Below are 14,599 nucleotides of genomic sequence, written 5' to 3'. Positions count from 1 at the left end.
CCAGAGGTAACAAGTTTTTAGCAGAGAAATACAATCTATAGGTTGAAGTTTCCAAAATAATTTAAAGAGTGAAGGCTCCGGGAGCCATCGTTAAGGCCGAAGGGTCCCGGCGAAGACCTGCCATACGAGGAGGGTTTTGGATACCAGGCTCAGGATGATGTAAACCTTTTCCCCGTACAGGTAATCCGCCCACTTCCCCACCTTTTTGTACTGCAGGACCATGTTTATTGGGAAGAGGTTGAATAAGACCGCTATGCTAACGAATATCCATATTACGAAGCTGGGCGGGTGGGACCTCAGCATGGTCATGAATATGACCACCCATGGGATCAGACCGGTGATTGATCCAAATATAAAGGGGGTCCAGTTCACCTTCTCTGTGTACTGGTTCAAGTGCTCCATGTCGTAGCCGAAGAATATCATGGCCACGTTCAGGAAGAACATCATTATAAGGGCGCCTATGTCCGAGATTCCGACGAGCATGGCTATTATCACGATCATTATCGAAGCCGTTACGGAGTATTCAGCCCACCTGTAGGGGTTGATCCCCTTTGAGAGGTTCTTCTTGTACCTCTCGAACAGCAGCGTGGATACCATAAAGTGGGCGAAAAAGGTTAAAAAGGGAAAGAGAGCTATCAGGTAGGCGAGATTCACCTGAAAGAGGTTCTCTGTCACGTTCACCAGGCTTCTCGTTGCCTCATCATACCTCAGGTAACCCCTCGTTACGGTAATCGTGAACCCCGTTGAAAGAAGCAGTATCAGTACACCCTGAATCAAATGGAAAGCCGCTGCAAACAGGTTCAACTTTTTAAGTTGTTGAAATTTTTCATCCTCCATTTTTACTTCCACCCAATTTCTATGGTCGGTATTTTCCCTTAGGAATATATAAATTTTCCTCGTTTCGACATCTTCTTCATGACTCTGTCGCCACCGTTCTCCCAACAGTTCAACATGTAATTTAAGGAATTATCCGCCCTACCTTCTCATACCCCTTCTCCGTGTAAAGAAGTAAAGAACAGGGCAGATCATCTTCAACCTTTTACCCCCTTTCTAAATTTCTCTACAACATCTTTGAAAACCCCCACAAACTATTATCAACCACACCCCAACCAGCCGCCTAATCATTACCATCTAATCAGATTAATATAATCACCTATGAACGTAATAGGTTATCAGTATAAATATTTTCCTTTTAGTACTGCTAAAATTGTCTCTTGATGTAATTCTACGGGACTTATTCTCCCAGAGATGTTGCTAAATAGATCCGGGTAATACCACAGTTATCTGATAGTTATGATTATTCAGTACCGTAACACTTATATACTATAGGATCAATATCAGTCATAAATGATCATAATAATAAAGATATGATCAAGATCGATTAGGTGAGGACCATGTTTGCAGAAGAGCGAAGAGCCAAAATCTTGGAGCTTCTACGGAGGCACAAGAGTATGACTGTTTCTGAGTTATCTAAAATACTCAATGTTTCCAAACCCACAATAAGGAGAGATTTGGTATTTTTAGAAAGTAAAGGACAGATAATTCGGACTCATGGGGGGGCTATCGCAATAGAATATCTTTCTTATGAACCCACGTTCTTTGAGAAAGAGTCTCTTGAGAAATCTGCCAAAGAGGAAATTGGGAAATTAGTTAATAATCTCGTGAAGGATGGGGACATTATAGTCTTGGATTCTGGAACGACTACATTGGAGATAGCCAGAAACCTTGAAGATAAAAACATTACGGTAATCACGAATTCTCCACTTATAGTAAGGGAACTTTCTATGCATAGAAACATGGAAGTGATACTTATAGGAGGAACTCTTAAAAAAGAGACACTTGCTTTGGTGGGCCCAATAGCAGAGAATACCTTGTCTAAGCTAAATGCAGATATGGCTTTCGTTGGTGCCAATGGTATTACATTAGACGCCATAACAACCACAAACTTGATGGAAGCTGAAATTAAGAGGATAATGATTAAAATTGCCTCGACATCATATATTGTGGCAGACCATTCGAAGTTTGGCAGAACTGCTTTTGTGAAAATTGCAGAACCAAAGGAGATTTCTGCGATAATAACAGACTCTGGAATTGATCCTGAGTGGATCATGGCGTTCAAAGAACGGAAAATTCAACTTATAACACCGGGAGGTGCCAGCAGATGATACTTTCTGTTGCAATGAATCCTGCTATTGACAAGACATTTTTTGTTGAGGAACTAAAACTTGGAGCAACTAATAGAGCCGTGAATGTCGCCATGAGCATTGGAGGGAAAGGCATTAATGTAGCCAAAAATGCTCGAGCACTTGGAGCAGAAGTTACAGTTGTGGGGTTTATTGGAGAGAAACGCAGGTTTGTGTTTGAAGACTATCTTTCATCTTTGAAAATAAAACATGATTTTGTAGTTATTCCCCAAGTGGACGTTAGGGAGAACATAAAATTGATAGAAACTAATACTGGAATGCTTACTGAGATTAATGAATGGGGGCCTGAAGTTAGCAAACAGCTCTTCGAAGTCGTGAAACAAAAGATTTCTCGATATTCTAAACGAGCAGATGTCACAGTATTATCTGGTTCTCTCCCTCAGGGATTGCCAGTTTCTGCTTACAAGGAGATTATCGCGGAGATTCGAGAGAATACAAAAGTCATCCTTGATGCGAGTGGAGATGCGTTAAAACATGGAATCAAAGCTTCCCCGTTTATGATAAAACCTAATCTCCAGGAATTTTCACAGTTACTTGGAAGAAATTTTGAAGAACTCGATGAAATAGTAGCCGCGGCTAAAGAGTTGATGAATGAATATAGGATAAACATCATATGTGTTTCCATGGGAGCGCGAGGAAGCATTACTCTAACTTCGGACGGAGCATATTACGCTGAGCCACTTCATAGTGAAGATGTAAAAACCTCCGTAGGTGCGGGGGATGCATTGGTAGCGGGTTTTGCTTATGCGTTAGAAAAAAGTCTTGATATTGATGATGCTATTAAAATTGCAACAGCCACTGCTTCTGCCTCATTAAAATCGGAGGATACGGGTCCAATTGATTTGAGAGTTTTTAAGGAATTACTTCCAAGGGTCAAGTTACAGAGGTGGCCGGTATGAGTGAGGTTAAAGGGCTAGTCCGGGAAGAGCTAATCAAAATGGACCTAAAGGGAAGAAATAAGAGTGAAGTTATACTGGAGCTCGTTGATATACTTTACAAACATAAAGTCGTCAAGGACAAGGAGCGGTTCTTTGAGGATGTATGGGCAAGGGAACAGATAACGTCAACAGGAGTCGGATTTGGTATTGCAATACCTCACGCTAAAAGCTCTGCTGTGGTATCACCTGCAGTGGCCATTGGAAAATCAAGTAGAGGTGTTGATTTTGAGGCCATAGACGGTAAGCCTGTGCACTTGGTGTTCTTGATAGCGGTTCCTGAGAATGCTCAAGATCTTCACCTAAAAATGTTGAGTTCTCTCTCTAGGAGTCTTGTTCATGAAGAGTTTAGAGAAGCTCTGATGCGGGCAAAAACACCACACGAGATTGTGGAGACTTTGAGCAAGAATATTGAAAGATAAGCGGATTTATTTATCCAAAAATGTTAGGGAGGTGTTAAAAGATGCCGGACGAAGAAAATCGAAAAATAAAAATTGTGGCCACTACGGCGTGCCCAACTGGAATAGCCCACACATATATGGCAGCAGAGGCTTTAGAGAAAGCCGCTAGGGAATTGGGTCTTGAAATAAAAGTTGAGACCCAAGGAGCAAAAGGGGCCGAAAATCAACTTTCAGAGAAGGACATTGAAGAGGCAGATGCTGTGGTAGTAGCTGCCGCAACGAAGGTAGATCTCTCTAGGTTTAGAGGTAAGCCAATAGTGGAAGTTCCCCTCCAAGAAGCTATAAAGAACGCAAAAGAAGTCCTGCTGAGGGCTAGTGAGCTTGCAAAGAAAGAGTCCGCCCGCAGAAAAGAGCAACCCACAAAAAAACCTGAAAAGAGCGGAAAGAGTAGTGACATAATCCCAGTAAACGCGGTAAGTGGTGCATACAAACATTTACTAACAGGAGTTTCCTTTATGATACCCTTCGTCGTCGCGGGGGGCGTGTTGATAGCACTCTCGTTCGCTTTTGGTATCCACGCATTTGAGCAGGAAGGAACACTAGCTTGGGCGCTCATGAAAATGGGTGGAGGAGCAGCATTTAAATTGTTTGTTCCAGTGCTCGCAGGATACATAGCGTACTCTATTGCAGATAAGCCAGGCCTTGCCCCAGGTATGGTTGGTGGCTTTTTAGCAGTAGACATGGGTGCAGGATTTCTTGGAGGTATCGTGGCGGGGTATATAGCGGGATATTTTGTAGAATACCTGAAAAAAGTAAAAGTTCCTGAGCTTTTAAGTGGAATTTACACAATCTTCGTAATTCCACTAACATCAGTATTTGTCGTGGGGAGTTTAATGATATACATAATAGGCAACCCAATAGCAGGTATTGAAGAGGGCCTAAGAAACTGGCTCTCCACTGTAAGTACTGCGGGCGCCATAACCTTTGGATTGATACTTGGAGCCATGATGGCTTTTGATATGGGCGGTCCCGTTAACAAAGCAGCCTACACATTTGCGGTTGGTCTTCTTGGGGAAGGAATCTACACACCAATGGCAGCAGTTATGGCGGCGGGTATGACACCTCCTCTCGGTCTTGCACTCGCTACAACCCTGAAGAAACACCTGTTTACAGAAGAGGAAATTGAGGCAGGAAGGGCCGCATGGATTTTGGGAATATCTTTCATTACAGAAGGTGCGATTCCATTCGCCGCAGCAGACCCGTTCAGAATAATTCCATCGATAATGGTAGGATCGGCAATTACTGGGGCACTCTCCATGGCACTAAATCTCGAACTGAGGGCGCCTCATGGGGGGATATTTGCAATAATTCTACCAAACGTCGTCAATCATCCACTTACTTACTTAGGTGTGATAACAATTGGAACAATAATCACAGCACTGGTGGTTATCGCCGTGAAAAGGTACACACGTAAATGGGAAACGGTCGCTTGATAATTTTTTAATTTTTTTCTTTTCTGTGTCGCAGGAGGGGATAAAATGGAGATTAAAAGAAAAGTCGTTGTCAAAAACCCCGAAGGACTTCACGCCCGTCCAGCGTCTGAGCTAGTTAAAGCTCTTTTGGGAGTTTCCAGTGAGGTTTATATTATATATAACGGCATGAAGGTGAATGCAAAGAGCATCTTAAACATCTTGAGCTTAGGTGTCAACCCCGGCGCTGAAGTTGAGGTTATCGTAAGCGGAGAAGACGCTGAAAAAGTTATCGAGATTGTGGAGGGAATCCTAAATGGAAAGACAAAAAATAAAGTAATCCAAATCCCAAGGAGCAATATAGTATCTGAAGGCTACGGGCTGGGGACTCTTAGAGTACTAAACAGAAAAAAAACAACAGAAAGACAGTTTATCAACCTTAAAGATATCAAACTTGCCGCAAAAACTCTCTCTTCCGAGTTGAACAAAATTATAAGTGATCCCTCATTGCCAAGAGAAGTGCGGGAAATTTCACAGGTTCATCAGCTCCTTCTTGAGGATCCGTTTCTCTGGAAAAAACTGAAAGATGCAAGCGTGGATGGGAGAATAAAGATTGGAGACTACGAACATATCCGCGATGAAATAATCTCCTTATTGTTGAATACCAATAATCCTCTTATACAACAGAGAGTTGACGATATTAAAGACCTATTTAGAAATCTTCTTCTTGAGTCTGCTGAGAGACTTGATGATCTAAACAATAGTGTGGTGTATAGTGAAGAGTTCTTTCCCTCAGATATCATAAAGTTGAGCATTTTTGGCGTCAAAGCTTTCCTTTCTACCTCCGGCTCCCATACCACTCACGCCGCTATTCTAGCTCGCGCCTTTGAAATCCCGTACATAATTCAGCTTCCTGATCTCTCGAAGTATGAAGGAAAAACGGTTTTTGTTGATGCGGTACTCGGTAAGATCGTTATAGATCCCGATAACGCGAATGTTAGAGAATTTGAAAAGGTAATAAGAAGATACACAAAAGAAAAAGAGGAAATAGAAAAATATGGCAGGCTCAAGTTTAACGGCATAAAAGTGATGGCAAATATTGGTGTGCCCCAAGAAATAGAGATTGCCAAAAGGAAAGGAGCAGACGGAATTGGCCTCTTTAGGACAGAATTCCTATTCGTTGGGCGAGACAATCCTCCCTCTGAAGAGGAGCAATATTTAGTTTATAAGAAAGCTTTAGAAACATTTTACCCTGAAGAAGTTGTCATTAGATTATTGGATATTGGAGGGGACAAGAAACTTGAATACCTGTCGGGAGATGATGAAGAAAACCCATTTTTAGGATTAAGGGGGATCCGTTTACTCCTAAGGCACAAAGAGATTTTAAAAACCCAGTTGAGAGCATTCTTCAGAGCATCGACCTATGGTAATCTCTCAGTTTTAATTCCTATGGTAACTCTGCCTGAAGACATCAAAGAACTGCTCGGGATTATCCAAGAGATAAAAGAAGAACTTTTGACTGAAGGAGAAAAAATAGGATCCTTCAAACTGGGCATTATGATAGAGGTGCCTTCAATAATGTGGCTCATTGATAAGATTGCCCCATATATCGACTTCGTGAGTATAGGCACAAATGATCTAACGCAATATATCTTTGCAGCAGATAGGAACAATCCTTTAGTATCCAGATATTACCAAGACGAGCATGAGATAATATTTGAGATTATTACTACTATAGCCGAAAAAGCTAAAAACTTCAATCTGCCAGTTAGCGTCTGTGGAGAACTGGCAGGGAGAGAAGATGCTATAGCGAAATTACTGGAATCTGGTATCACGAAATTCTCTGTTTCATCTTTCAAGATTCCCTTCATAAAACGAAAGATATATGAAATTCAAACTGTTAAGAAAGGAGATGTAAAGGGCAAACCTTCGAACGATCCTAGTGTTTTGTTATAAACTATATACTCGGAGGGAGTTAAAATCAATTCCGGCTTTCTGTCAATCACTGGTGTGGGTGACCCCCTTCTCGTGAAGATTCAAAAACCCCTTAAACCATAAGGTCAAACATACGCATGGTGATAGCATGGAGAAGCCCGTTAAGCTGGTTCTCCCCGAGATCGAGGAGCCCACCCTCATAGAGGGCTACCCCGGGATAGGCCTCGTGGGGCACATAGCGGCCAACTTTTTAGCCAGAGAACTTGGAATGGAACTCATCGGCTACGTGGAGAGCCCCTTCATACCGCCCGTGGCCCTGATCCTTGAGGGAAAACCCAACCCCCCGGTAAGGTTCTACGGTAAGGACAACATGATACTCGCCATGGCCGACATCTACGTTCCCCCGACCCTCGTGAGCGAGATCGCAAGGGAACTCGTGGGCTACCTCAAGGAGATGAAAGGAAAGAGCGTAATATCGATGGGGGGCATCGGAATAGGATTCTTCAAGGACCAGCTGGAGGTATGGGGCGTTGCCACGGGAGAAGAACTCAACAGGAAGCTCGAGGAGGCCGGAGTGAAGATCCTCCAGTACGGCTCCATAATGGGGATGAGCGGGAAGCTCCTCTGGGAGGCGGGAAAGGAAGGCCTCGATGCCTACGTCCTGCTCGGAGAGACCTTCGGCGACAAGCCGGATCCGAGGGCGGCGGCCAACGTTATCGAGGTTCTCAAGAAACTAGCTCTAGTAGAAGTTTCGACCGAACCCCTCATCAGGGAGGCGGAGGCGATAGAGGCCCAGCTCAGAAAGATGCACGAACAGGTGGAACAGGCACGGAAAAAGGCCGGAAAGCAGTACGAAAACATCTACCTGTGAGGTGAGAGCATGGAGGCGGTAATTCTGGCCGGGATCTCAAGAAAAGCCCTCGACGGGCTCCTCAGGAACCCCTACAGGACCCTCGAGATAAGGAGCGCCAGAAACGTCATCGCACTGGAGACGGCAAAGGGAAAGGGGAGGGTTTTCCTCACCTACGAGACGCTTCAGGACGTCAGGGCCGGAACAGAGGGGCTAATCGCCGAGGTACTCCAGGTGGAGGGCATGGAGCAGAGGATTCCGTGGGAGGAGAGCGACGAGAGGGAGGTAACGATTTACAGGGTACAGGTGAGGCTCCTCGGCCTCGGTAGGGTGGTCGAAGTTAGAAAGAAGAACGCCGTGATACTGGCAAGCGTCCGGGAGATGCTACCCCACGAGATGGACATGGGTTAGAACAGGGTCCTCTGTCTTCCTTTTAAGGAGCCCCCCCTCTTTGGGGGCAGAACCTTCCTGAACTCGAGGCCCTCCTTTTCGAGAAGCCTCCTCGCTCCGGAGGTCAGGGAGGGGGCCACTAGGATCCCTCGAACGTTTTCGTCCTCTTTTTTAAGGGCCTCGACATACCTCTTCAGCTGGCTAACGGCGTGGAGGTCGGCCTTCCTGCGCTTTAACTCGAGAACGACGAGGTTGCCATGCCTGTCCTTTCCGAGGATATCAACGATACCATGGCCAACCGGCTTCTCACGAAAGAGAGGCTTGAAGCCCGGTTCTATGACCCCGGGGTTTTCGAAGATCATCCCGGCCATCTCGGCCTCACTCCCCGTCAGGTTCAACTCCTCGTAATCCTCAGCCCGGAACAGGGCCACCAGGTAAACCCTCTCGAGCTCAACGTCGAGCGTTTCCCTCGGCTTCCGCCTAACGGAACGGAGGATTACCCTCCCATCCCGCTCCAGAACGGTCACAACACTTCCCGGGGGCTGCCAGTTGACGGGTTCACGCTTCCTGTTCTGGTGGACGAGAAAGGAACCGTCGGGCTTGACCAGTATGATCCTGTCACCAGACCCAAGCTCACTCTTCGCCCGGCCGTCGTAGTAAACCCTGCAGCGGGCAAAGACCGTCAGAAGGGCCTCGGAGGAGAGGGCCGAGTCCACAACCCGTAAAAGCTCCTCCTTTGAGGGATCCGTCAGGGCCTCGACTTTTGACATGAAGGGGGATAGAAAAGGGTAGTTAAAAAGATAACTCAATCCTCAACCCCTTTGTCGGTGATCCTGAATATCGCCTCGCCCTCGGGCAGGTGGGGACTGTCTATCAGCCTCGCAACCCTCTTGCCGGCCTTACCCTTCCGCAGGTAGATCCTCAGCGTGGCGGAATGGGCCAGAATGTGGCCACCAACGGGCCTCGTCGGGTCGCCGAAGAAGGCGTCGGGCTTTGCCTGAACCTGATTCGTTACAAAGACGGCCACGTCGTAGAGATCCGCTATGCGGTGGAGATCCGAGAGGTGTTTGGCCAGTTTCTGCTGCCTCTCTGCGAGGGTTCCCCTGCCGACGTACTCGCTCCTGAAGTGGGCCATGAGCGAATCAATGATGAGCAGCTTAACCGGCCTTTCGGTATCGGCCTTTTCCTTGATGATCTCCTCAGCCTTCTCGATTAGGAGCATCTGGTGGTTGCTGTTGAAGGCGCGGGCAACGTAGATATTCTTAAGGGTCTCTTCGGGGTCGAGCCCGCGGTTCTCGGCGATCTGCTTTATCCTCTCGGGTCTGAAGGTGTTCTCCGTATCTATCCAGATCACGGAACCCCGGAGACCGCCCTCCTCCGGAGGAAGCTGAACCATGACGGCCAGCGTGTGGGCGAGCTGGGTCTTACCGCTACCAAACTCACCGAAGACCTCGGTTATGGACTGGGTTTCAACCCCCCCGCCCACGAGCTTGTTAAGGCTTTTGCTTCCAGTGGAAATCCTCCCTATGGTCTCCCTCCTCTTCATGTACTCGTCGGCCCGTATGAAGGTACCGATATCGGCCGCCTCCCGGGCAGCCTGAATTATCTTGAGGGCGGCACCCTCACTTATGCCCGAGATCTCCTTGAGTTCCAGTGGAGAGGCCACCGCTATGGCCTCGATGCTATCGTAACCCGCCTCACGAAGCTTTTCGGCCGTAGCCGGCCCCACGCCCGGGAGGTCCTCGATGGTCTTGATCTCCTTCTTCTGGCTTTCCACCTTCTTTCCGGAGGAGTCCAATGACCCTTCATCGGTAACTTCGAGCTCTTCAAACTCCTCGAGCTCTTTTATTTCATCGTCAGCAGTTTTCTTTCTCGCCATCTCCTCCACCTTTCCCGATGATTTCCACATGACTGAAGGGCCGGAGGGTTATATACTTTTCTTCTCCAGTGGACGTGGAACAGATGGCACGATAAAAACCCCGATTAGCAACCAAAAGATCGGTTTTATGGAAAAAGGAGCACGACTTCACCGGAAAGGGGACCTGAGCTGGAGAGTTTTCTGGCTCCGTCAACCGTTTTCGGTGCATGGTTTCGTAGCGTCGTTATTTCCAGTGGAAAGAAAGGTCTTTTTCGATGCTCATCTTAAGGACCCCCCAGAGTTTCATTTCCACTGGAACTCATTTTCGAAACGGACGGGTCTAAAAGGGAATCCATAGAAACCAGGGTTTATAAATGGGTATTACAAATGTCAAATTAACGGCTTTTAAAGTGTTAACCTACAAAATTGAATAAATTTTTATTGTTGGCTTTATTAAGATCGTTTTTAGTGAACATTGTTCATAGAAAACTATAAATAGGAGAAGTTGAATAGAAAACGGGAGAGTTTGCACCAAAACAAACGGAAAAAAGTGGGAGTAGCTTTCCACGAGTTCCACTGGAAATACAACTCTCTGGGGGATACCTTTTGTTTACCTGTTATTAAATTGTTAACATTAATGTTTTCCCAAAATGATCACTAAAGTGCTTCAATGAACCGATGTTGATGTTCACAAACGTTCATTCTCCTCTCGATGGGAAGGATCGAAGGTATCCTTCTGCACATTTACAAACATAAATTTCTGATGTACATTAAAGTGCACTGGGTAGGACCGTCCCATAGCCGATTTCCTGTGGAGGGGGATGAATGCAACCGGGCAGTGGGCGGGTGGAGAACGTAGGCCCGGAAACCGGTTCAAGAGCATAAGGCCCGTGGAGTCCTCAGGTCAACCGGCAGGTGCAAACCGTTAATCGGGCTGTTTTTGAGATTTTGTCCGGAGTTGCCTTCCTGCTGGGTTTTAACCGCTCTCCAGCCCGCTTTACCATGAATCCGGTCTTAAAACCGGTCCTCCTTTCGGTATCCTTCCTGATTATAAGTCTCCTTCGCCAACCCATTTTATACATCCTGCTGTTCAACAAGGCATATAAACCACCTGAGCTGATTATTCCTGCTTTCCTCTGTATCCGGTGCTTCCTCTGGAAGGACTATCATATGTTCGAAAATTACCCAATAAAATTGGATAATCGTCTATAATTAGATGTAAAATGTCACATATCCGGCATATCACGGCTTCACCGGGATAAAGTGTGCCGTTGGAGTGTTGTTTCCAGTGGAAAAGGTGGTGTCCATGGACGACAGTTACCTCGATTCGATCTTTGAGAAGTACCTCCATGCCAAGAAGATATTCAGGAACAAGGAGGTCCTGCGCCACAGCTATACCCCCAAGGAGCTTCCCCACAGGAGCGAGCAGATCGAGAACTTAGCCCACATTCTCGTCCCGGTTCTTCGTGGTGAGACTCCCTCAAACGTTTTCGTTTACGGTAAGACCGGAACGGGTAAGACGGTGACGATCAAGTTCGTGACCGAGGAGCTGAAGAGGATATCCCGGAAGTACGATGTTCCCGTGGATGTCATCTACGTTAACTGCGAGATAGTGGATACCCAGTATCGCGTTCTGGCCAACATCGTGAACTACTTCAAAGGAGAGAGCGGCGTTGAGGTTCCCCTCGTCGGCTGGCCGACGGATGAGGTTTACGCCCGGCTTAAGGAGATTCTGGACGCCCGGGAGCGCTTTGTTATAATCGTTCTGGACGAGATAGACAAGCTCATCAAGAAGAGCGGAGATGACATCCTTTACTCCCTCACGAGGATAAACACCGAGCTCTCGAGGGCAAAGGTGAGCATAATCGGCATCTCCAACGATCTTAAGTTCAAGGAGTATCTCGATGCCCGCGTGCTCTCGAGTCTGAGCGAGGAGGAGGTCGTTTTCCCGCCCTACGATGCCAACCAGCTCAGGGACATCCTTCTGCAGCGTGCCCGGGATGCCTTCAACGAGGGTGTTCTGGACGATGGCGTTGTCCCGCTCTGCGCCGCTCTGGCCGCCAGGGAGCACGGGGATGCGAGAAGGGCCCTCGATCTGCTTCGCGTGGCGGGGGAGATAGCGGAGAGGGAAGGGGCCAGCAAGGTTATGGAGAGGCACGTGTGGAAGGCTCAGGAGAAGATAGAGCAGGATACGATGGAGGAAGTCATAAAGACCCTTCCGCTCCACTCAAAGGTCCTCTTATATGCTGTGGTGCTCCTTGACGAGAACGGTGAACTGCCCGCAAACACGGGGGATGTTTACTCGGTTTATACATCTCTCTGCGAGCACATAGACCTCGAACCTTTAACGCAGAGGCGCGTGAGCGATCTCATAAACGAGCTCGACATGCTCGGCATAATCAACGCCAAGGTCGTCAGCAAGGGTCGTTACGGGAGGAGCAAGGAGATTCGCCTGAACGTTACTCCTTATAAAATAAAGAACATATACCGGCACGACCACCAGCTCCAGACGATGCTCACCCTGAGTATGTCACATCAGAGGAGGCTGCTCTGATGGGCCTGATAGAGGATCTGATGGCCAACAACTACCTGATCACTCCCTCGGCCTACTACCTCCTTACCGACTCGTACGGGAAGGATTTCACGCTGGCCGAGTTGATAAAGTTCGCGAAGGCAAGGGGAACGTTCGTGATTGATCATCCCTTAGCTAAGGACTTTCTGGCGGAGAGGGGCCTTCTTCCAGTGGAAGTCCCCTCCGGTGGGGGACCTTCGCTCGATGAATACCTTCCCCGGAATCAGGCCCCTCCCGAGGAAGTCCGGGAAGAGGGCCCCGGTTCGGACGATTCCGATCTTTACGTGGCCGCCTCGGAAGAACAAAACGTTGAACTTCCTTCTCCTGAGAACACGCTCGAAGGTTCTATTTCCACTGGAACCCCCCCTGAAAACAGTCAGAAAACGCCCGAAAATTCCCAATTGGAGGAATTTAAAGAGGGCTCCTCAGGGGGGGAGAGTTATATTTCCACTGGAACTCCCGGTGATGACGTCCAGACCGGCACCGTAGCGGCGCCTGGTCCGGAGCTGGAGAGTGCGGAGGATTCCCCCACCGGGAACGGTTACGCGAACGATGAAGGAAGGGGAGGTACCTACGACGAGTATGGCGTTCCAGTGGTCTATGAAGAGGAAATCGCGGAAGAAGGGAAGAGTTACTCGGTTTACTCCGATTTTAAGGTCTCTCCAAAGGAGGGGTTCCACTACAGGGCGAGGGAGATCCCGGAAGATTATGAAATAGTCTTTGACGTGAAGAACCTTAAGTTCACCCCCCCGAAGGCTAAAAGCGCCTCCGGGAAAGAGGGAGACCTCATAATCAAAACCTACTCCCGGTACTTCCGCAGCAGGCTCACGAAGATGCGCAGAATTTTCCGGGAGAACCCCGAGATCGGCGGGGTGATAGACATAGGCAAGCTGGGTTACGTGAGGGACGAGGAGGTAACGATAATCGGTCTCGTGAATCAGAAGAGGGAGACTGCGAAGGGCTTCATGTTCGAGGTGGAGGACAGGACGGGCGTTGTCAGGGTATTCATCAACAGGAACAACGAGGAGAGCAAGAAGTTCTTCCAGATAATGCCCGATTCGGTCGTGGGCTTCAGGGGGCGTTACTCCAGCAGGGGGATATTCTTTGCAAACAGGATATACCTCCCGGACGTTCCGAAGTTCAGGAAAAAGAAGCCACCGCTCGAGGAGAAGGTCTATGCCATCCTTCTCAGCGACGTCCACGTTGGGAGCAATAAGTTCTGCGAGAAGGCCTTCATGCGCTTTCTTGAATGGTTGAACGGCGACGTTAACAACCCCGAGGAAGAGGAGCTCGTGAGCAGGATAAAGTACATGGTACTGGCCGGGGACGTTGTGGACGGCGTCGGGATCTATCCGGGTCAGTACAACGAGCTCGCCATTCCTGATATCTTCGACCAGTACGAGGCGCTGGCCAACCTCCTTTCAAACGTGCCCGACCACATAACGATGTTCATCGGCCCGGGCAACCACGATGCCGCGAGGCCCGCCCTTCCCCAGCCAGGCTTTTACGAAGAGTACGCCAAGCCTCTCCTGAAGCTGAAAAACGCGGTTGTGATAAGCAACCCCGCGGTGATAAGGCTCCACGGCAGGGACTTCCTGATAGCCCACGGGAGGGGCATAGAGGACGTGGTCAACATCATCCCCAACAGGAGCCACCACAGGCCCGCCGAGGCGATGGTTGACCTCCTCAAGCTCCGCCATCTGGCCCCCACCTTCGGTGAGAGGGTCCCCATAGCACCCGATCCAGAGGACACTCTCGTTATAGAGTCCGTTCCGGACCTCTTCCAGAGCGGTCACGTTCACGTTATGGAGTATAAAATTTACAACGACGTCTTCCTGATAAATACCGGCACGTGGCAGGCCCAGACGGAGTTTCAGAAGATGGTCAACATCGTTCCCACCCCCGCGAGGGTTCCGGTGGTGGACGTTGAAACGGCCAGGCTAAGGGCCGTTATAAGGTTCGATGAGTACTGTGAGGGAGTGTGA

The 14,599-nt window shown here is 48.2% G+C and carries 12 protein-coding genes; 9 read left to right on the top strand and 3 right to left on the bottom strand.

Annotated features, from left to right (window positions below; translation table 11 throughout):
- Positions 1-90 precede the first annotated feature (90 nt).
- The gene (gene heR, locus A3L12_RS04820) at positions 91-777 is read right to left on the bottom strand and encodes a heliorhodopsin HeR (protein ID WP_232462865.1); all 687 of its coding nucleotides are present in this window, start codon (positions 775-777) and stop codon (positions 91-93) included.
- 617 nt (positions 778-1,394) lie between these two features.
- Between heR and A3L12_RS04815 the strand changes: the two genes are divergently transcribed.
- From A3L12_RS04815 to A3L12_RS04785, 7 genes are all read left to right on the top strand, one after another.
- Positions 1,395-2,165, top strand: a complete 771-nt coding sequence (locus A3L12_RS04815) for a DeoR/GlpR family DNA-binding transcription regulator (protein ID WP_088882561.1) — start codon at positions 1,395-1,397, stop codon at positions 2,163-2,165.
- The gene (locus A3L12_RS04810) at positions 2,162-3,103 is read left to right on the top strand and encodes a 1-phosphofructokinase family hexose kinase (protein WP_088882560.1); all 942 of its coding nucleotides are present in this window, start codon (positions 2,162-2,164) and stop codon (positions 3,101-3,103) included. Before A3L12_RS04815 ends, A3L12_RS04810 begins: the two co-directional genes overlap by 4 nt.
- Positions 3,100-3,561 carry a PTS sugar transporter subunit IIA gene (locus A3L12_RS04805; protein WP_088882559.1) on the top strand — a complete coding sequence of 154 codons (462 nt, stop codon included), beginning with the start codon at positions 3,100-3,102 and terminating at the stop codon, positions 3,559-3,561. The genes A3L12_RS04810 and A3L12_RS04805 overlap by 4 nt, the downstream gene beginning before the upstream one ends.
- Before the next feature lie 41 nt (positions 3,562-3,602).
- Positions 3,603-5,033: a PTS fructose transporter subunit IIC gene (locus A3L12_RS04800; RefSeq protein WP_088882558.1), complete on the top strand. Its 1,431-nt coding sequence runs from the start codon at positions 3,603-3,605 to the stop codon at positions 5,031-5,033.
- 45 nt (positions 5,034-5,078) lie between these two features.
- On the top strand, positions 5,079-6,965 hold the full coding sequence (gene ptsP / locus A3L12_RS04795) for a phosphoenolpyruvate--protein phosphotransferase (RefSeq protein ID WP_088882557.1): 1,887 nt from the start codon (positions 5,079-5,081) through the stop codon (positions 6,963-6,965).
- Positions 6,966-7,092: 127 nt separating this feature from the next.
- Positions 7,093-7,815 (top strand): proteasome assembly chaperone family protein, encoded by a 723-nt coding sequence (locus A3L12_RS04790; RefSeq protein WP_088882556.1) that lies wholly within the window; start codon positions 7,093-7,095, stop codon positions 7,813-7,815.
- Between the two features lie 9 nt (positions 7,816-7,824).
- Positions 7,825-8,205, top strand: coding sequence for a DUF473 domain-containing protein (locus tag A3L12_RS04785; RefSeq protein ID WP_088882555.1), 381 nt, complete (start codon positions 7,825-7,827; stop codon positions 8,203-8,205).
- Here the strand turns inward: A3L12_RS04785 and nucS are convergent.
- Both nucS and radA read right to left on the bottom strand, forming a co-directional pair.
- Positions 8,202-8,954, bottom strand: coding sequence for an endonuclease NucS (gene nucS / locus A3L12_RS04780; RefSeq protein WP_088883220.1), 753 nt, complete (start codon positions 8,952-8,954; stop codon positions 8,202-8,204). The two genes, A3L12_RS04785 and nucS, sit on opposite strands and share 4 nt — an antisense overlap.
- Positions 8,955-8,989: 35 nt before the next feature.
- Positions 8,990-10,063, bottom strand: a complete 1,074-nt coding sequence (gene radA, locus A3L12_RS04775) for a DNA repair and recombination protein RadA (protein ID WP_088883219.1) — start codon at positions 10,061-10,063, stop codon at positions 8,990-8,992.
- A 1,285-nt stretch (positions 10,064-11,348) separates the two neighbouring features.
- On the opposite strand from radA, the gene A3L12_RS04760 reads away from it, so the two are divergent.
- Complete coding sequence (locus A3L12_RS04760; RefSeq protein ID WP_088882552.1) at positions 11,349-12,596, top strand: ORC1-type DNA replication protein; 1,248 nt, start codon at positions 11,349-11,351, stop codon at positions 12,594-12,596.
- Positions 12,596-14,599, top strand: a complete 2,004-nt coding sequence (locus tag A3L12_RS04755) for a DNA-directed DNA polymerase II small subunit (RefSeq protein WP_088882551.1) — start codon at positions 12,596-12,598, stop codon at positions 14,597-14,599. The genes A3L12_RS04760 and A3L12_RS04755 overlap by 1 nt, the downstream gene beginning before the upstream one ends.

The organism is Thermococcus sp. P6 (assembly GCF_002214525.1).
In the GTDB taxonomy this organism is placed as follows: Archaea; Methanobacteriota_B; Thermococci; order Thermococcales; family Thermococcaceae; genus Thermococcus.
Note: the sequence above shows the minus strand (reverse complement) of the source record. Positions and strands in the feature narration are given on the sequence as shown.

Bases quoted from the DNA above. Each gene is read 5' to 3' on its own strand.
- A3L12_RS04815 (WP_088882561.1), top strand. From the start codon at position 1,395: ATGTTTGCAGAAGAGCGAAGAGCCAAAATCTTGGAGCTTCTACGGAGG.
- A3L12_RS04810 (WP_088882560.1), top strand. From the start codon at position 2,162: ATGATACTTTCTGTTGCAATGAATCCTGCTATTGACAAGACATTTTTT.
- A3L12_RS04805 (WP_088882559.1), top strand. From the start codon at position 3,100: ATGAGTGAGGTTAAAGGGCTAGTCCGGGAAGAGCTAATCAAAATGGAC.
- A3L12_RS04800 (WP_088882558.1), top strand. From the start codon at position 3,603: ATGCCGGACGAAGAAAATCGAAAAATAAAAATTGTGGCCACTACGGCG.
- ptsP (WP_088882557.1), top strand. From the start codon at position 5,079: ATGGAGATTAAAAGAAAAGTCGTTGTCAAAAACCCCGAAGGACTTCAC.
- A3L12_RS04790 (WP_088882556.1), top strand. From the start codon at position 7,093: ATGGAGAAGCCCGTTAAGCTGGTTCTCCCCGAGATCGAGGAGCCCACC.
- A3L12_RS04785 (WP_088882555.1), top strand. From the start codon at position 7,825: ATGGAGGCGGTAATTCTGGCCGGGATCTCAAGAAAAGCCCTCGACGGG.
- nucS (WP_088883220.1), bottom strand. From the start codon at position 8,954: ATGTCAAAAGTCGAGGCCCTGACGGATCCCTCAAAGGAGGAGCTTTTA.
- radA (WP_088883219.1), bottom strand. From the start codon at position 10,063: ATGGCGAGAAAGAAAACTGCTGACGATGAAATAAAAGAGCTCGAGGAG.
- A3L12_RS04760 (WP_088882552.1), top strand. From the start codon at position 11,349: ATGGACGACAGTTACCTCGATTCGATCTTTGAGAAGTACCTCCATGCC.
- A3L12_RS04755 (WP_088882551.1), top strand. From the start codon at position 12,596: ATGGGCCTGATAGAGGATCTGATGGCCAACAACTACCTGATCACTCCC.